Source organism: Agrobacterium tumefaciens, from assembly GCF_017726655.1.
GTDB lineage: Bacteria > Pseudomonadota > Alphaproteobacteria > Rhizobiales > Rhizobiaceae > Agrobacterium > Agrobacterium tumefaciens_B.
This window is the reverse complement of the sequence record NZ_CP072308.1, coordinates 1811572-1829663: the sequence shown is the minus strand read 5'-3', so window position 1 is coordinate 1829663 and position 18092 is coordinate 1811572. Positions and strand designations below refer to the sequence as shown.

Genomic DNA, 18092 nt, shown 5'->3' with positions numbered 1-18092 from the left:
AGGGGAAATCGGCGCCCTAACCAATCGTTGCGACCGGAAATGCCGGCCCTGTCCAGTCAACGGGGCCGATCAGGCGCGCGTATAGGTCCACAATTGCGCCGGCGGAATATTGCGCACGATGAAATCGAAATGCCGGATATGGTAGAGATGTGGCTGCGCGACGATCGGGGAAATGGGGCCGTAGGATATCTGTACCACGGGGCGACCATGCGGCACGCGCTTCAGCAATTCATCCAGAAGCTTGATGCGGGCGGCCATCGGAAAATTCAGCATCGGAACCGCCGAGATGACGCTGTCGAACATCTGGTCCTTATGCTCGCCAAGAGTCGCATCGAGATCGAAGGCGTCGCCGTTGACGAAGTTGACGCCGGGATAGCTTCTGAGCAGCTGCTGGTAGAAGTCGGTGGAATATTCGATCGCTGTCAGCTTCTCCGGCTTGATGCCGCGCGCCAGGATGGCCTTGGTGATGACGCCGGTGCCGGGACCGAGTTCCAAAACAGGCAGGCCGGAATGGGGGTTGATGACACTCGCCATTTTTTTCGCCGTGATCGACGATGTCGGGACGATGGCGCCCACTTTTTTCGGCTGGCTCACCATGCCTTTGAAAAAGCGGATTTCTTCCTCGAATTTCTGTTCAAAGCGGCGTTTCAGGTTAAGTGCCATAATTCCCCTCAGATAAATTTAGTCATTGTCAAAAAACTGTTACCGCAATGTTGATCCCATTTGGCGCAAAAACAAGGCGAAATGTCGTAACTGAGAAAATTCGCTTGGAGAACCTTGTCGCGCCCTCTCGAATCAAAAACGCCGATGAACTGGTCACCGGCGCTTCCTTGGAAATATCGAAAAATAGCAGGTGTCAGACGCGCATCGGCATCAGAACATAAAGCGCATCGTCGCCCGCCGTGTCGCGGACGAGCGTCGGCGAACCGGCATCGGCCAGCAGGAAAATCGCGTCGTCACCGGAGAGTTGCGACGTGATGTCGAGGAGATATTTGGCGTTGAAGCCGATTTCCATCGAATCATTGTCGTAACCAACAGCCACTTCTTCAGTAGCGCTTCCCGAGTCGGGATTGTTGACGGTTAGCGTCAGCTGGCCGTCAGTCAGCGCCAATTTCACTGCCCGGCCTCGCTCCGACGAAATCGTCGAAACACGGTCCACGGCACGAGCGAAGGTTTGGCAATCGACGCGCATCTCCTTGTCGTTGCCGGTGGGGATCACGCGCTGGTAGTCAGGGAAAGTGCCATCGATCAGCTTCGAAGTCAGAACGACCGTGCCGACGGTCAGGCGGATTTTCGCATCCGAAACTTCCACCGTGACTTCCAGTTCCGGATTGTCCATCAGCTTCTGCAATTCGCCGACAGTCTTGCGCGGAATGATGATGCCCGGCATGCCTTCAGAGCCCGCGGGCGCATCGACGTCGGCGCGCGCCAGACGGTGACCGTCAGTGGCGACGGCACGCAGCTTCAGTTCGCCATTGCTTTCGATCGTGTGGAAGAAAATACCGTTCAGGTAATAACGCGTCTCTTCGGTCGAAATCGCAAACTGTGTGCGGTCGATCAGCATCTTCAGATCGGTCGCCTTCAGTTTGAAGGTGTGGCTGAAGGTGCCGGCGGTCAGATCGGGGAAATCCGCTTCCGGCAGGCATTGCAGCGAGAATTTCGAGCGACCGGAGGCGACGGTCATGGTGGAACCATCAGGATTGGTCGCCAGAAGCACTTCCGAACCATCCGGCAGTTTGCGGACGATTTCATAAAGCAGGTGCGCCGGAACGGTGGTGGCGCCCGCCTGCTCTACCATAGCGGGTGTCGCTTCGGTGATTTCGAGATCGAGGTCGGTCGCCTTCATGTCCAGATTGGCGCCGGAGGCGCGCAGGAGCACGTTGGACAGGATCGGGATCGTATTGCGACGCTCGACGACCCGGTGAACGTGGTTCAGCGATTTCAGAAGGTTCGACCGCTCAAGAGTAATACGCATGGACGCTACCGCTTTCAACCGTTGCGACCCGGCCACCGCCGGATCGGCAAGAAGAGTCTTCACCGGCAAATGCCGGACAATGTGGACGGGCAAAATGGCAGAGTTATTGCAGAAAATGCAAGAGCGGAGTGCATCTGCCGCGCTTCATTTTGCTGCTATACAGCATGATCCACAGCCTTCCGCCGGCCGCTGCCCTTGTTCACCGCGTCTCTATTGCCCATAAAGAGCAAAACAGCAGAGAGTGGCTGGTCTTGACCGGTCCCAAAGATTGGAAGCCCTGTGAGGCAGGAAACATCAAATAGCGACGCCAGACCGATGGCGAAGGAATTCAGGATTGGCACCGCCACCGTTCCGGCGCGGCCGCTGGAGCCGGCGCTTTATCTCGTGGCGACCCCCATCGGCAATCTCGGCGATATCACCATCCGCGCGCTGGAAACACTGGCCTCGGCCGACGTTCTCGCCTGCGAGGATACGCGCGTCACCCGCATCCTGCTGGAACGTTACGGCATTCGCACCCGCCCGCTTGCCTATCACGAGCACAATGCCAATGAAGCCGGGCCAAAGCTCATTGCCGCGCTGGAATCCGGAAAATCCGTGGCGTTGGTGTCGGATGCCGGAACGCCGCTTGTCTCCGATCCCGGCTATCGGCTGGGCCAGCTCGCGCTTGAGGCCGGCCATCGCGTGGTGCCGATTCCCGGTGCCTCCGCTCCGCTTGCGGCCCTTGTCGGATCTGGAATGCCGAGCGACTCCTTTCTGTTTGCGGGCTTCCTGCCAGTGAAGGACCGCGGCAAACGCGACCGCTTTGCCGAACTGGCAAAAATACCGGCGACCCTCATATTCTTTGAATCGCCCCATCGCATCGGCGCCTCCGTCAAGGTCGCGTCCGAAGTGCTGGGCCGCGATCGTCGCGGTGTGGTCTGCCGAGAGCTGACAAAGACATTCGAGGAGTTCCGGCGCGGCACCCTTGGCGAACTCTCGGATTATTATAATGACGACCGGGTGGTGAAGGGCGAGATCGTGCTTCTGGTGGAGCCGCCATCCTATGACGAGATTCCCGATATTGAGGATGTCGAGAAGCTTCTGAAAGATCTTGTCGCCACCATGTCCGCCGCAAAGGCTGCCGGCGAAGCCGCGAAGCTGACAGGCCTGCCGCGCAAGGAGCTTTATCAAAGGTTGCTTGATATGAAGGAAACGGATGGGCGCTGAAGGGCCAAGCAGCAGAAGGCGCAAAGCCGAGCGCCGCGGCCATGTCGCCGAATATTGGGCGGCGTTTTATCTGCTGTTGAAGGGATATCGCATTCTCGCCATTCGCTATCGAACCCGGCTTGGCGAAATCGATCTCATCGCTCGCAAGAAAGACCTTATTGCTGTCATCGAGGTAAAGGCGCGGCCTTCGGGCATGGGCGCGGTGGACGCGGTTGGTGTCCAGTCGCAACAGCGCATCCGGGCGGCGGCAGACCTCTGGCTTGCCCGCCGAAAGGACGCCGAACGGCTATCCCTGCGCTTCGACATCATTGCCATCATGCCGAGGCGTCTGCCGCAGCATTTCATCGACGCGTTCTGAGGAGGGAAACAATGTCCACCGAGCTGGAAAAAATGGCTGCGGGCGATTGGTACAGCTGCATGGACGCTGAACTCGACAGGCTGCGCTGGAATGCGCGGCGGGCCGTTCATGAGCACAATACCATGCAGCCGGATGAGCGCGGCGCCATCGGATCGCTTCTGCGCGCCCTTTTTTCTTCCGTGGGTGAAGGCGTGTTCATCGAAGCGCCATTTCATTGCGCCTACGGTTTCAACATCTCGTTCGGCCGAAATGTTTATCTCAATGCCGGCTGCACCATCCTTGATTCCGCCCGCGTCACGATCGGTGACGGGTCAATGCTGGGCCCCGTGGTTCAGATTTATTGCGCGGAGCACCATCTGGATCCGGGACCGCGCGCGCAAGGCATTGAAATTGCAAAGCCGGTCACGATCGGGCGCAAGGTCTGGATTGGTGGCGGAGCGATCATTCTGGCTGGCATCAACGTTGGCGATGGCGCGATCGTCGGCGCCGGTTCGGTGGTGACCCGGAATGTCGCGCCGGGTGCGACCGTTGTTGGAAATCCGGCACGGCCTATAGAACGCATAGCCGGCTGAGATACTCGCCAGCCGCTGTTATAAATCTGACATGGAACTGTCAAAGAGGCGTCATTGAACCCCTCTATTCGCATCCTCACCCCAATAAATGGTGGAGAGGATTTGATATGTTCAAGAAGTTTTCCATGGCCGCTGTGGCTGTCAGCATTTCGGCGACCTCTTCCATGGCGGCTACCAACATCACCTGGTGGCACGGCATGGGCGGACGGAACGGCGAAGTCATCAACGAAGTTTCGCAGAAGTTCAACGAAGCCCAGAAGGAATGCGCGCTGACGCCGGTTTCCAAGGGCTCCTACGAAGAAGCGCTGGCTAGCGGCATCGCGGCTTTCCGTTCGGGCGAACAGCCGAACATTCTTCAGGTTTTTGATGCCGGTGCCGCCACCATCATCAACGCCAAAGGCGCCGTCATCCCGGCTGAAGACCTGATCACCAAGGCCGGCTACAAGTTCGACCGTGACGCCTTTATCAACGGCGTACGTTATTTCTATGCTGCCGCTGACGGTAAGTTTGTCGGCATGCCGTTCAATTCCTCCGCGCCGATCATGTACATCAACGACGAAGCCCTGAAGAAGGCCGGCGTCGAAGCGCCGAAAACGTGGGAAGACTTCGAGAAGATCGCACCGAAGCTGAAGGAGGCCGGCTACATCCCGCTGGTTCAGTCGCAGCTGACCTGGCAGTTCACGGAAAACTTCTTCTCCCGCAACAACATCCAGTTCGCCACCAACAACAACGGTTACGACAGCGTCATCGACACCAAGCTCAAGGTGACCGACCCGAACCTCGTCATGATGTTCGAGAAGCTGAAGGACTGGAAGGACAAGGGTCTGTTTGCCTATTACGGCGCTGGCTGGAACGATAACCAGAAGCCATTCGAAGAAGGCAAGGTTGCTCTCTGGGTCGGCTCTTCGGGTTCCTTCGGCGGCCTCCAGAAGACGGCGACGATGCCATTCTCGGCAACCTTCCTTCCGTATTGGGGCTCCATCAAGGGCGCCGGCACCAACTCCTTCATCGGCGGCGCTGCTCTCTTTGCAATGTCGGGCAAGTCGGAAGCCGAAAACAAGTGCGTGGCCGACTTCTTCCAGTTCCTGACCTCGCCTGAAATCCAGGTCTTCTACCACAAGGCAACCGGTTACGTCGCCATCACCAAGGCCGCCTACGAAAAGGCCAAGGCAGAAGGTTATTACAAGGAAAAGCCGGTCGCCGAAGTCGGCATCCAGCAGCTGTCCCTGCCGGGCGGCGAGTGGTCCAAGGGTTATCGCCTTGGCTTCTATCCGCAGATCCGCGCCGTCATGGAGCGCGAATATAACCGCATCTTCTCCGGCGAAGTGACCCCGAAGGCTGCCTTCGAGATCATCGAGAAGGAAGGCAACGACCTTCTGGCCCGCTTTGCCAAGACGGCTGGTTGATCAACCGCGTTCGAAATCAAAGATCGTTGCCGAGCCTCCTTTCCCCGGAAGGGAGGCTCGCTTCTGGAAAAGGAAGCGCAAGCGTGGCCTACACATCTTCTCAACCCGGCACCTTTTTGGCTGGCCGTTCGAACAAGACGGGAAAACCGGCGAAGGCTGCTGAAGCTGGCATGAAGCGTGTTCAGTTTTCTGCGTCCTACGTGCCTTATCTGTTCCTGGCACCGCAACTCGCCGTTATCTTTGTTTTTTTCTACTGGCCATCCGTTCAGGCCATACAGTCGTCTTTTTACATTGAAGATCCGTTTGGCTTCGGCGCCTCCTTTGTCGGCTTCGCCAATTACACGGATGCGATCTTCAGCCCCGAATATGTCAGCATCGCCAAATTCACGGTGGTCTTCACCATCTTGGTCACTTTCTTTTCGCTGGCGCTCGGCCTGCTGCTCGCCGTCAAGGCTGATGCGGTCATTCGCGGCAGTTCGACATACAAGACGCTGCTGATTTCGGTTTATGCCATCGCGCCGCCCGTTGCCGGCCTCATCGGCATGATGTTTTTCGACCAGCACATCGGCCCCTTCGTAAAGATGGCCGCGTTTTTAGGCTGGGACATGAAGGTCGGGCTCAATTATTCAGACACGGCTTTTGCCATGATCGTTGTCGCGGTCTGGAAGCAGATCCCCTACAATTTCATCTTTTTCCTTTCCGGTCTTCAGAGTGTGCCCGTCTCCGTGCGGGAAGCTGCGGCGATCGACTGCCGCTCGGGCTTTCGCCGGTTCTGGACCGTCATCATGCCGCTTCTGGCGCCGACCGCCTTCTTCCTGCTGATCATCAACATCACCTATTCGCTTTTCGACACCTTCGGCGTCATCGACGTGATGGTGAAGGACAAGGCGGCGAATAATCCCATCACCCTGGTCTACAAGGTGTTTCTCGACGGCTTCCGCGGCAATGATATCGGCGGCTCGTCGGCCCAGTCCGTCATCCTGATGCTGGTCGTCTTCGTCCTCACCATCATCCAGTTCCGCTTCATCGAGAAGCGCATCCATTACAATTGAGGGATATGACGATGTACAAGACAAAACCCCTCGATCATCTGGTTCTGATCATGGGCGCTGTGTTCCTGATCCTGCCGGTCATTGTTGCCTTCATGACGTCCACGCATACGGCCGCGGAAATTCATCGCGGCGGCCTGGCTATCCTTCCCGGCGACAATTTCCTCGAGACCTACGAAAAGGTGCTGACACAGAAGGGCGGATTCACCGGTCAGGTCACGGGCCTCAACATGGTGCTGAATTCGCTGATCCTCGGCATTGGTTTCGCCGTCGGCAAGATCGTCCTGTCGATGACGGCGGCCTATGCAATCGTCTATTTCCGCTTCCGGTTTGCAACCCTCGCCTTCTGGATCATCTTCACCACGCTGCTGCTGCCGCTCGAAGTGCGCATCATGCCGTCCTACGAAGTGATGAGCAAACTGGGCCTTTTGAACTCTTACACCGGTCTCATCGTGCCGCTTCTCGCATCTGCCACGGGTACCTTCTATTTCCGGCAGTTCTTCAAGTCGGTCCCGGAGGAACTTCTGGAGGCTGCCCGCATCGACGGGGCGGGGCCGGTGAAGTTCTTTATCGATGTGCTCGTTCCGCTCTCGCGCACGATGATGTCGGCGATCTTCATCATCATGTTCGTTTATGGCTGGAACCAGTATCTCTGGCCGATGCTGATGACGACGGATGAAAGTTTCTTCACCCTGATGCGCGGCATCAAGTCGATCCTGCAGGTCTGGGTCGGTTCGCAAATTCCCGATTACAACGAAGCTTTCGCGCTCGCCGTGCTGGCCATGCTGCCTCCGGTGCTGATCGTCGTCATTTTCCAGCGCTGGTTCATCAAGGGCCTGACCGAAAGCGATAAATAAGGAGACCAAAATGGCCGCTATAGACATCCGTCAGGTCTGCAAGGATTATCATGGCGGCGTGCGTGCCGTGCACCACGTCGACATCGACATCAGGGATGGCGAGTTCATCGTTCTCGTCGGCCCCTCCGGCTGCGGCAAGTCCACGCTGTTGCGCATGGTTGCCGGCCTTGAGGATATCTCCGAAGGCACGGTCAGGATCGGCGAGCGGGTGGTGAACCAGGTTGATCCCGCCGATCGCGATATTGCCATGGTGTTCCAGAACTACGCGCTTTACCCGCATATGTCGGTGCGTGAAAATCTCGAATACGGCCTGAAGAACCGCAAGACGCCAAAGGCGGAAATCGATTCACGTGTGGCCGAAGCCGCGCGCATGCTGCAGCTCGAACCCTATCTCGATCGAAAGCCGCGCGCCCTGTCCGGTGGCCAGCGGCAGCGTGTGGCCATGGGTCGCGCCATTGTGCGCAAACCGGCGGCCTTCCTGTTTGACGAGCCCCTGTCCAACCTTGATGCCAAGCTGCGCGTTTCCATGCGCGGCGAAATCAAGCGTCTGCAAAAGCGTCTTGGCACCACGTCCATCTATGTCACACACGACCAGCTAGAGGCCATGACGCTGGCGGATCGCCTTGTGGTGCTGAATGGCGGGCGGATCGAGCAGATCGGCGCGCCGCTGGAGGTTTATCACACCCCGGCCTCCATCTTCGTTGCCAGCTTCATCGGCTCGCCGGCCATGAATCTGCTGAATGCGGAGTTGCATGGCGACAGTCTGGCTGTCGGACCGTCGCTCTTTGCACTTAATGGGTTTGCCCCCGCCTCCGGGCCGGTGACGGTGGGCATGCGGGCGGAAGATTTTCGCCTCGCGGCAGCTGGTGAGCAGGGCTTCTCACTGCGGGTCGATTACATCGAGGAGCTGGGCTCGCAGCGCCTTATCCACGGCATGATCGGCGACCAGAACCTGACCGTGGCTTTCCCGCCTGAAATCGACATTCCCGCCGTGCTTTTGGTGACGATCAGCCCTGAAAAGCTTCACTTCTTTTCCAGCGAAACGGGCAAGCGCATCGGCGGAAACGCCAAGCAGGTCGCCAACCAGCCAGCCCAACTGGCGACCGTGTAATATCCGCGGTGAAATCGGCGCAATTCGTAAAATTGCGCCGATTGTCTGAGATGCTTTTTTACAATCCCGGTGCTAGAAGACTCCAATATTTCATGGGGGCTTTCTAACATGTCTTTGAAAATGATGTTCGCTGCCGCGGCAACCATGGCGGTCCGAACCATTCCGATATTGCCGGTCTATCTGCGGCGTAACAAAGATGAGGGCGTCGTCAGCGCCTCCTGCACCGATCTGCGGCTTCAGCCCGCCCCCATCAACCCGGACTGGATTGTATCCGGCAACCCGCAGGCCCGCGCGGCCGATCACTCCCGCAGTGGAGACCGTGCGTCCAGCACTGCCATGTGGGATTGCACGGCCGGCGAATTCCGCTGGTTTTTCGGCTGGGACGAAACGGTGTATATTCTGGAAGGCGAAGTGCATGTGACCGCAGAAGACGGTTCGGTCAGCATCCTCAGGGCAGGCGATGTCGCCTATTTTCCGGCCGGAACATGGGCCACCTGGCGCGTGGACGACTATGTCCGCAAGGTTGCCTTCATGCGGCGTCCCTTCCCCAAGGCACTTGCTCTAGCTTACCGCGTCAAGAACAAGCTGTTTGCCGGCCGTTCCTACAAGCTCGCGGCGTGAACCCATAGAACCTGACCCGAGGCGGCACCTCGATAGCGCCGCCCTGGATTTGTGAAGGTTCAATAAAACTCACACCAACGACGCCTTGCAGCAGTTGCCTTTGAATGGGCGCTGCCCTACATCTCCTGAGGTTTTCTGAAGCATTTCCGGTTCTCCTCCGGTCCTGCCGGGGAGCCTGAAAAGACGGGACAATGGGCATGGCGGGGCCGATGACGCTCTCATGCTGCAAGAGGAAGATGCGCATGGCGAAGATCAAGAACGTCGCGATCCAGATGGATCATGTTTCCGGTATCAACATTGCCGGTGACTCCACCTTCGCCATCAGCCTTGAGGCGCAGGCGCGCGGCTACCGGCTGTTCCATTATACGCCTGAGCGCCTCTCCATGCGCGACGGCAAAATTTACGCCACCGTCGAGCAGATGGAGCTGCGCGACATCAAGGGCGACCATTTTTCCCTGTCTGAACCGCAGCGTGTCGATCTTTCGACCATGGATGTCATCCATCTGCGTCAGGATCCGCCCTTTGACATGGCCTATATCACCTCTACTCATCTGCTTGAGCGCATTCATCCAAAGACCTTGGTCGTCAACGACCCCGTCTGGGTCCGCAACTCTCCCGAGAAGATCTTCGTCACCGAATTCGCGGATCTGATGCCGAAGACGTTGATCACCAAGGATGTGGAGGAGATTGCCCGGTTCCGCAACGAGATGGGCGACATCATCCTGAAGCCGCTCTACGGCAATGGCGGCGCGGGAGTGTTCCATTCCGCGCGTGACGACCGCAATTTCTCCTCACTGCTGGAAATGTTCGGTCAGATGTTCCGCGAACCCTATATCGCCCAGCAATATCTGCCTGATGTCCGCAAGGGCGACAAGCGCATCCTGCTGGTCGATGGCGAGCCGGTTGGCGCCATCAACCGTGTGCCTGCGGAAAACGACGCCCGCTCCAACATGCATGCCGGCGGCCGGCCGGAGCCGACGGAATTGACCGCGCGCGAAAAGGAAATCTGCTGCCGCATCGGGCCGGCGCTGCGCGAACGTGGCTTCCTGTTCGTCGGTATCGACGTCATTGGCGACTACATGACGGAAATCAATGTCACCTCTCCAACGGGCATCAGGGAAGTGCGAAAATTCGGCGGTGCCGATGTTGCCAGCCTCTTGTGGGACGCGATCGAGAAAAAACGCGACGCTCAGGATTTCTGACGCGAGGGTAACGATCCAGCTTTGTTCCACTAGTACAACTAGATACAACTAAAATACATCGACAGCGAGAAATGGTTCGCTGGATGTTCTTGTTTTATTCTTTGGCCTGTGGCACGTTGCTTACCAGTAGCTGCAGAGAGGGCTCACCCCTCTCAAACAGCCGGTTTGCGGGGGCGGGCCATGGTCGCAAGGGTCAATACGGTTGCATTTCAAGGAATAGAGGGCGTGCCCGTTGAGGTGCAGGTCATGGTCGCGCCCGGGCGGGTCGGCATCCAGATCGTCGGCCTGCCGGATAAGGCGGTCGCCGAAAGCCGCGAGCGGGTGCAAGCTGCGCTTCACGCCTCTGGTCTTGCCCTGCCGGCCAAAAAAGTCACCGTTAATCTCGCGCCTGCGGATCTGCCAAAGGAGGGATCACATTTCGATCTTCCCATCGCGCTCGGTCTTATGGCTGCCCTGGGCGCTATTCCGGCGGAAGCGCTCGCAGACTATGTGGTTCTCGGCGAACTTAATCTTGACGGCACCATTGGGGTGGTTTCAGGTGCCTTGCCAGCTGCGATCGGCGCGAATGCGCTCGGCAAGGGACTGATCTGCCCTGCCGAAAGTGGGCCGGAAGCAGCCTGGGCGGGCGCCGGTATCGATATTCTTGCGCCTCGAAGCCTTATAGCGCTTGCCAATCATTTTCGCGGGACGCAGCGCCTTTCGCGTCCCACGCCAGCCATCCGTACCAATCCGGTCAATCTGCCTGATCTCGCCGATATTAAGGGACAGGAAAGCGCCCGGCGCGCGCTTGAGGTTGCGGCCGCCGGCGGCCATAACCTGCTGATGGTCGGTCCACCCGGCTCGGGCAAATCCATGCTTGCGGCTCGTCTGCCGTCCATTCTGCCGCCGCTGGAGGCGGCGGAATTGCTGGAAGTGTCCATGGTTCACTCGATAGCCGGCCAACTGTCCGGTGGTAGGCTCTCCGACCGAAGGCCGTTTCGCACCCCACACCATTCCGCGACCATGGCGGCGCTGATCGGCGGCGGTCTTCGCGCTAAGCCGGGCGAGGCCTCGCTCGCCCATCACGGCGTGCTTTTTCTGGACGAGTTTCCCGAGTTTGCGCCGCAGGTGCTGGATGCGTTGCGCCAGCCGCTCGAAACGGGCGAGTGCATCATTGCGCGCGCCAATCACCGCGTCAGCTATCCCGCAGAAATCCAGCTCGTCGCCGCGATGAATCCGTGCCGGTGCGGCATGGCGGGCGAGCCGGGCTTTACCTGTGCCCGGGGTCCGCGTTGTGTCGCTGATTATCAGGCCCGCATCTCAGGCCCGCTGCTCGATCGCATCGACATTCGCATCGACGTCCCTGCCGTTTCCGCTGCGGATCTCATCCGTCCAGTGGCGTCGGAATCGAGTTCGACAGTTGCCGCGCGCGTCGCGAGGGCGCGCTATGCGCAGCAGGAGCGATATGCGACCGCTGGCTTTCCGGCCATTCGCACCAATGCGAGGTGCACGACAACGCTCATCGAAAAATATGCGGAGCCCGATGCGTCTGGCCTGCAATTGCTGCGCGATGCCGCTGAACGCCTGAAGTTTTCCGCACGTGGGTATCACCGTATTCTAAAGGTCGCGCGGACGCTCGCCGATCTGGATGAAAAGCCGACGGTTGGCCGCATCCACGTCGCGGAAGCCGTTTCATACCGCATCGCTGGAGAAAGGTTGACGGTGGCGGCTTAAACACCTTCGGCAAAAGGGCAGGAGGCTCAGCGTCGAGCATTTCCGGCAAGGCTGTGCAGCGGCTTTACGTCCGGATAACATGACAAACCAATGCGACAGGGACGTCAGCCGCTTCCGCTTTAACCGGCGTGATCCATATACCGCTATCGCGGACAGACAGGCGCCTAAAAGGCCGCGGCCCGAACCGAACTCGTCCCGGCCTCAGAACGGTGTTGGAACCGCAAAACAGATGTGCCGCCAGGGCGTAGGCGGCACATTGGATTTATCGGATCACTGGCGAGCCATCAAAGCCCAATCGAAAGCGAAGTTCAAAGCCCCAAGCCCTCGAAAAGTGCGGTTGAAAGGTAGCGTTCCGCAAAAGAAGGAACGATGACGACGATATTCTTGCCGGCATTTTCTTCCCGCGTGCCGACCTTGATGGCCGCCGCCAGTGCCGCACCCGATGAAATGCCGACGGGAACACCTTCAATCCGCGCGACAAGGCGTGCAATTTCGAAAGCATCGTCATTGGTCACGGTGACGATCTCGTCGTAAATGCCGGTGTCGAGAATGGCGGGCGCAAAACCGGCCCCGATGCCCTGAATCTTGTGTGGGCCGGGATTGCCGCCCGAGAGAACCGGGCTGTCAGCAGGCTCGACTGCTATAACCTTGAGCTCGGGCTTGCGGGCTTTCAGCACCTGGCCGGTGCCCGTAATGGTGCCGCCAGTACCAATGCCGGAAACGAAAATATCAACCGCGCCGTCAGTGTCGTTCCATATCTCTTCTGCTGTCGTCTTGCGGTGAATCTCGGGATTGGCAGGGTTTTCGAATTGCTGAGGAATGATGGCGTCGGGCAGCGTTTCCGCCAGTTCCTGCGCCTTGGCGATTGCGCCCTTCATGCCCTTCGGGCCTTCGGTCAGAACCAGTTCGGCGCCCAGCAGCGCCAGCATCTTCCGGCGCTCAACCGACATGGTCTCCGGCATGGTCAGGATCAGCTTGTAACCCTTCGCCGCTGCGGCAAAGGCTAGCGCAATCCCCGTATTGCCTGAGGTCGGCTCGACCAGCGTTGTTTTGCCGGGTGTGATCTTGCCCTGTGCTTCCAGGGTTTCGATCATCGCCACGCCAATGCGGTCCTTGACGGAAGCAATCGGATTGAAAAATTCGAGCTTGGCCAGAAGGTTGGCCTTCACGCCCTTCTCCTTGGCCAGCTTATCGAGCCGCACGATCGGCGTATCGCCGATTGTTTCCGTAATCGAGGAATAGACGCGTCCGCGTCCGGGCTTTCTGGCTTCGGTCATGATGCTCTCCTGTATGAAGGCCACGCGGCGGTGACCGCAAGGTTCGAGCGGCAGAATAGGAGCAATCGCTCTTTCAGGCTAGCGAACGTTCATCCTTATGTAGCCGGCGTGCCGGAAAAATTTCGTGATAAATAGCGCAATTTCACGAAATTATTTTACGTGCTGCGGATTGCGATCATGGTCGCGGTTCCCGCCAGAATGCCCGCCGCCGTGCGGTTGAGGATCGTCAGGGCGCTCGGCTTTTTCAGAAGGTTACGCGCCTTGGCCGCAAGCAGGATGTACGGCAGGAGGACAGCCATCAAGACAACGAAGGTGATGGCGAGGAGCGAAGCATATTCGGAAGGCCCGATCATGCGGATATCGATCAGCGTCGGCACCAGCGCCACGTAAAACAGCATGGTTTTCGGGTTGCCGAGGGTGATCAGCAGGCCGGACAGAAAGGACATAGGCATGCTCGTGCTTTTCTTGGCCTTCAGGTCCTGTGGCAGGAGGCCCGCCGTCCAGAGTTTCCAGGCGATGTAGAGGAGGTAGGCCGCGCCCGCGAATTTCAGGACCATGAAGGCTTCCTGAAAGGTTTGCGCGACAAAAGTTAGGCCCAGGATCACAGCGGTCAGGTAGATCATGTCGCCGAGTATGAGCCCAAGGCCCATGAAGAAAGTCTCGCGGAAACCCGAGCCCAGCGCCCGCGCCACGATCGCCGTCATGCCGGGGCCGGGGATGGCAGCCGCAATGAAAAGGGCGGTGGCATAAGCAAGAATGGTCGTCAACGTCATGATCGTTCCTCGAAACTCCGCCAGATCAATAGCGAAAATTCGACCCCAAGACAATTGGATCGCATGTGCCTACGGAGTGGAGCATTTCCAGCCAAAGCGGCTTCGCTTCGGCGTCGGACAATGCGGTAAAACAGAAGGATAGAGCATTTGCGGTGGTCCCGTGATTACCGCAAATATTCTAGACCCCTGTCGAGCCGAAACCACCTGAACCCCGCGCCGTTTCAGAGGTTTCCGTCACCTCAAGAACGGTAACCTGCGTCACCGGCGCGATCACCATCTGCGCGATGCGCATGCCCCGTTCTATGACGAAAGCGTCCTGACCGAGATTGGCGAGGATGACCTTTACTTCGCCGCGATAATCGCTGTCGACCGTGCCGGGGGAATTGAGGCAGGTGATGCCGTTCTTGATGGCGAGGCCGGAGCGGGGGCGGATCTGTGCCTCGTAACCCTGCGGAACTTCGAAGATAAATCCCGTCGGCACCAGCGTCCGCTCGCCTGGCTGCAGGGTCAGCGTTTCGCCGGATGGCACGGCCGCACGCAGGTCCATGCCCGCGGCGCCGCGGGTTTCATAGGATGGCAATTCGAGATCTGCGCCATGGGCGAGGCGCACAAGGCGCAGAGGGGGGAGATTGTCGTTTTGAACGGTCATGCGGCATTAGTTTGCGCAGATCGCGGCAAGGTCAATTGCAAATGCGGCCCTGAAACGCTAGATACCCCGCAATTCCACAGGATTTGTCAGATGGCCGAAACACTTGCCGAGGCGGTCTCCCGCCGCCGCACCTTTGCTATTATCGCGCACCCGGACGCGGGTAAGACAACGCTTACCGAAAAGCTGCTGCTGTTCGGCGGAGCGATCCAGCTCGCGGGTGAAGTGAAGGCGAAGAAGGATCGCATCCAGACCCGTTCGGACTGGATGAAGATCGAGCGCGAGCGCGGCATTTCGGTCGTCACCTCGGTCATGACCTTCGAATATAACGATCGCGTCTTCAACATTCTCGATACGCCCGGCCACGAAGACTTCGCTGACGACACCTATCGCACGCTGACGGCCGTGGATGCGGCGATCATGGTCATCGACGCCGCCAAGGGTATCGAGCCGCGAACGTTGAAGCTGTTCGAAGTCTGCCGCATGCGCGACATTCCGATTATCACCTTCATCAACAAGATGGACCGCGAAAGCCGCGACCCCTTCGAGATTCTGGATGAGGTGGAAGAGAAGCTTGCGCTCGATACGGCGCCCATCACCTGGCCGGTGGGGCGTGCCAAAACCTTCTGCGGCGCCTATAATCTTGCGGACAGCACGTTCCGCGGTGTCGACACGCAGGTTGAGGCCATGAAGGTCAACGGGCCGCAGGCCGTGGCGGATCGACTTCCGGAAAATGAGCGCGATGCCTTCATCGAAGAAACGGAACTGGCGATGGAAGCCTGCCGTCCCTTTGACCGTCAGGCCTTTCTTGAAGGCCACATGACGCCGGTCTTCTTCGGTTCGGCGTTGCGCAATTTTGGTGTGCGTGATCTCATCAACGCGCTCGGAGAATTCGCGCCGCCGCCGCGCGATCAGGTGGCGGATACCCGCACCGTGCATGCGGCCGAAGAAAAAATGACGGCTTTTGTTTTCAAGATCCAGGCCAATATGGACCCGAACCATCGTGACCGCATCGCCTTCGCCCGCATCTGCTCCGGCAAGCTGGAGCGCGGCATGAAGGCTCGACTTGCTCGCACAGGCAAACAGATGGGCCTCACCGCGCCGCAATTCTTCTTTGCGTCGCAGCGCCAGCTGGCTGACACCGCTTTTGCGGGTGATGTGGTCGGCATTCCCAATCATGGCACGCTCCGCATCGGCGATACGCTGACCGAGGGTGAAAACCTCGTATTCCAAGGTGTTCCAAACTTCTCGCCGGAAATCCTGCGCCGCGTGCGTCTCGAAGATGCGATGAAGGCGAAGAAGCTGAAGGAAGCCCTGCAGCAGATGGCGGAAGAGGGCGTCGTACAGCTCTTTTCGCCGGAAGACGGTTCGCCGGCCATCGTCGGCGTCGTCGGTGCGCTGCAGCTTGACGTGTTGAAGGAACGGCTGATGGGCGAATATGGCCTGCCGGTTTCCTTTGAAATGTCGCGCTTCTCGGTCTGCCGCTGGATTTCGTCCGATCAGCCGGCAGAAATGGACAAGTTTCTCAACGTCAAGCGTGGCGATATAGCCCGCGACCTGGATGGCGATCCGGTATTTCTGGCGCAGGATGCCTTTTCGCTGCGTTATGAATCCGAGCGTTTCCCCGCGATCAAGATGGTCGCGATCAAGGAATATCACGTCGCCAAGGCGGCGTGATACCAGCCGGATTGCACTTTGTATGCCAAGGGCTTAGTTTCCCCGTAAACGGGAAACTGGTCCGGCATCATGACGCTTTCAGGCAAACATATTCTTCTCATTATCTCCGGCGGCATCGCGGCCTATAAGAGCCTTGATCTCATCCGCCGCCTGAAAGAGCGCGGCGTCAGGGTCACGCCGGTCATGACGAAGGGCGCGCAGGAATTCGTCACGCCGCTCGCCGTTGGTGCATTGTCTGCGACCCATGTTTTCACAGAGCTTTTTTCACGGCAGGACGAGCAGGATGTCGGCCATATCAGGCTGGCGCGCGATTGCGATCTCGTGCTGGTGGCGCCCGCCACCGCCGATGTGATGGCGAAGATGGCACATGGTTTGGCTGACGATCTGGCCTCGGCGGTCCTTCTCGCGACCGACCGCAAGGTGCTGGTTGCGCCAGCGATGAACCCCAAAATGTGGTCGGCAAAACCGACAATGCGCAATGTCGATACGCTGAAGAAAGACGGCGTGATTTTCATCGGGCCCATGGCCGGCGAGATGGCGGAGAAGGGTGAGGCCGGTCTCGGCCGGATGGCGGAGCCTTTGCAGATTGTCGAAGCAGTCGCCGCATTGCTGGATGGAGGGCCAAAGCCCCTGAAGGGTAAAACGGCAATCGTAACCTCCGGCCCGACCCATGAGCCGATCGATCCGGTGCGCTATATCGCCAACCGTTCATCGGGCAAGCAGGGCCATGCGATTGCAGCGGCTCTTGCAGAGCTCGGAGCGGAAGTGACGCTGGTTTCCGGTCCGGTCACCATTGCTGATCCCGCTGGCGTGACGGTAATCCGTGTCGAGCGCGCGGAGGAAATGCGGGACGCGGTGATCTCAAGGCTGCCGGCGGATATTGCCGTCATGGTGGCCGCCGTCGCCGACTGGCGGGTGGCGGGCTCATCTGAACAAAAGATCAAGAAACAGCCGGGTGATGCGCCGCCGGCGCTCCAGCTGACGGAAAACCCCGATATTCTCAGAACCGTTGGCCATCACGTAAACCGCCCGAAGCTTGTGGTGGGCTTCGCTGCCGAAACGCAGGACGTTGAAAAAAATGGCCGCGCCAAGCTGGAACGCAAGGGCGCGGATTACATCGTCGCCAATGACGTCTCGGCGCAAACCGGCATCATGGGTGGAGACCGCAACAGCGTGAAGATTATTTCAGCCGAGGGTGTCGAGGCGTGGCCGGACCTCGACAAAGCGGAAGTCGCAAAACGTCTTGCGGCCCTGATCGCCGAGAAATTGGCATGAGCCTGTTCAATCGCAACACATTTGACAGGCTGCTCGGCGAATGGCCGGGCGTGCGTTTCGTCGACCAATGGGATTCCCATGTCGCAAAAGTCGGCGACAAGGTTTTTGCCGTGCTGGGCGAGCGCGAGGATTGGCGGCTGGTCGTCAAATGCTCCGAGGAGAGTTTCGAGATCCTGACCTCGCTCGAGGGCATAGCGCAGGCACCCTATTTCGCCAAACGCAAATGGGTGTCGATCGGCGATCATTCGCCGCTCGAGGAGGAGGAGTTGCGGCACTATGTGCGCCGCTCCTATGAACTCGTCGCTGCCGGTTTGACGAAGAAGGTGCGAACCGAACTCGGTATCGTGATCGATACCCCGCCCTCCCGCTAACGG

Annotated in this window: 18 protein-coding genes; 13 read left to right on the top strand and 5 right to left on the bottom strand. The window is 58.8% G+C overall.

Annotated features, from left to right (window positions below):
• Window positions 1-69: 69 nt before the first annotated feature.
• Both pmtA and dnaN read right to left on the bottom strand, forming a co-directional pair.
• Complete coding sequence (gene pmtA, locus AT6N2_RS09070) at window positions 70-663, bottom strand: phospholipid N-methyltransferase PmtA (protein ID WP_144576120.1); 594 nt, start codon at window positions 661-663, stop codon at window positions 70-72.
• A 193-nt stretch (window positions 664-856) separates the two neighbouring features.
• Window positions 857-1975 (bottom strand): DNA polymerase III subunit beta, encoded by a 1119-nt coding sequence (gene dnaN / locus AT6N2_RS09065; RefSeq protein WP_063949502.1) that lies wholly within the window; start codon window positions 1973-1975, stop codon window positions 857-859.
• A gap of 315 nt (window positions 1976-2290) precedes the next feature.
• Between dnaN and rsmI the strand changes: the two genes are divergently transcribed.
• The 10 genes from rsmI (at window position 2291) to AT6N2_RS09015 (ending at window position 12070) form a co-directional block, all read left to right on the top strand.
• Window positions 2291-3181, top strand: a complete 891-nt coding sequence (rsmI, locus tag AT6N2_RS09060; RefSeq protein ID WP_144576118.1) for a 16S rRNA (cytidine(1402)-2'-O)-methyltransferase — start codon at window positions 2291-2293, stop codon at window positions 3179-3181.
• Window positions 3171-3539 (top strand): YraN family protein, encoded by a 369-nt coding sequence (locus AT6N2_RS09055; protein WP_144576116.1) that lies wholly within the window; start codon window positions 3171-3173, stop codon window positions 3537-3539. Before rsmI ends, AT6N2_RS09055 begins: the two co-directional genes overlap by 11 nt.
• A gap of 11 nt (window positions 3540-3550) precedes the next feature.
• Window positions 3551-4111: a sugar O-acetyltransferase gene (locus tag AT6N2_RS09050; RefSeq protein ID WP_144576114.1), complete on the top strand. Its 561-nt coding sequence runs from the start codon at window positions 3551-3553 to the stop codon at window positions 4109-4111.
• A gap of 107 nt (window positions 4112-4218) precedes the next feature.
• A complete protein-coding gene (locus AT6N2_RS09045) occupies window positions 4219-5517 on the top strand; it encodes an extracellular solute-binding protein (RefSeq protein ID WP_144576112.1) in 1299 nt (432 codons plus the stop codon).
• An 83-nt stretch (window positions 5518-5600) separates the two neighbouring features.
• A complete protein-coding gene (locus tag AT6N2_RS09040) occupies window positions 5601-6569 on the top strand; it encodes an ABC transporter permease subunit (protein WP_172801622.1) in 969 nt (322 codons plus the stop codon).
• 11 nt (window positions 6570-6580) lie between these two features.
• Entirely contained in the window at window positions 6581-7423 is an 843-nt protein-coding gene (gene ugpE / locus AT6N2_RS09035; RefSeq protein WP_063949803.1) for a sn-glycerol-3-phosphate ABC transporter permease UgpE, read from the top strand.
• 10 nt (window positions 7424-7433) lie between these two features.
• Complete coding sequence (locus AT6N2_RS09030) at window positions 7434-8534, top strand: sn-glycerol-3-phosphate import ATP-binding protein UgpC (protein ID WP_144576110.1); 1101 nt, start codon at window positions 7434-7436, stop codon at window positions 8532-8534.
• 108 nt (window positions 8535-8642) lie between these two features.
• Window positions 8643-9155 carry a cupin domain-containing protein gene (locus AT6N2_RS09025; RefSeq protein WP_144576108.1) on the top strand — a complete coding sequence of 171 codons (513 nt, stop codon included), beginning with the start codon at window positions 8643-8645 and terminating at the stop codon, window positions 9153-9155.
• 242 nt (window positions 9156-9397) lie between these two features.
• Window positions 9398-10357: a glutathione synthase gene (gshB, locus tag AT6N2_RS09020; RefSeq protein WP_144576106.1), complete on the top strand. Its 960-nt coding sequence runs from the start codon at window positions 9398-9400 to the stop codon at window positions 10355-10357.
• A 180-nt stretch (window positions 10358-10537) separates the two neighbouring features.
• Window positions 10538-12070 carry a YifB family Mg chelatase-like AAA ATPase gene (locus AT6N2_RS09015; protein ID WP_209085868.1) on the top strand — a complete coding sequence of 511 codons (1533 nt, stop codon included), beginning with the start codon at window positions 10538-10540 and terminating at the stop codon, window positions 12068-12070.
• Window positions 12071-12378: 308 nt separating this feature from the next.
• Here AT6N2_RS09015 and cysK read toward each other — a convergent pair whose 3' ends face one another.
• The 3 genes from cysK to dut form a co-directional block, all read right to left on the bottom strand.
• Entirely contained in the window at window positions 12379-13347 is a 969-nt protein-coding gene (gene cysK / locus AT6N2_RS09010) for a cysteine synthase A (RefSeq protein ID WP_209085866.1), read from the bottom strand.
• A gap of 155 nt (window positions 13348-13502) precedes the next feature.
• Window positions 13503-14120: a LysE family translocator gene (locus tag AT6N2_RS09005; protein WP_209085864.1), complete on the bottom strand. Its 618-nt coding sequence runs from the start codon at window positions 14118-14120 to the stop codon at window positions 13503-13505.
• Window positions 14121-14298: 178 nt separating this feature from the next.
• Window positions 14299-14769 (bottom strand): dUTP diphosphatase, encoded by a 471-nt coding sequence (gene dut / locus AT6N2_RS09000; protein ID WP_209085862.1) that lies wholly within the window; start codon window positions 14767-14769, stop codon window positions 14299-14301.
• Between the two features lie 90 nt (window positions 14770-14859).
• Between dut and AT6N2_RS08995 the strand changes: the two genes are divergently transcribed.
• From AT6N2_RS08995 to AT6N2_RS08985, 3 genes are all read left to right on the top strand, one after another.
• Complete coding sequence (locus AT6N2_RS08995) at window positions 14860-16443, top strand: peptide chain release factor 3 (RefSeq protein WP_063949514.1); 1584 nt, start codon at window positions 14860-14862, stop codon at window positions 16441-16443.
• Window positions 16444-16512: 69 nt separating this feature from the next.
• A complete protein-coding gene (gene coaBC / locus AT6N2_RS08990; RefSeq protein ID WP_209085860.1) occupies window positions 16513-17718 on the top strand; it encodes a bifunctional phosphopantothenoylcysteine decarboxylase/phosphopantothenate--cysteine ligase CoaBC in 1206 nt (401 codons plus the stop codon).
• A complete protein-coding gene (locus AT6N2_RS08985) occupies window positions 17715-18089 on the top strand; it encodes an MmcQ/YjbR family DNA-binding protein (RefSeq protein WP_209085858.1) in 375 nt (124 codons plus the stop codon). The genes coaBC and AT6N2_RS08985 overlap by 4 nt, the downstream gene beginning before the upstream one ends.
• Window positions 18090-18092 lie beyond the last annotated feature (3 nt).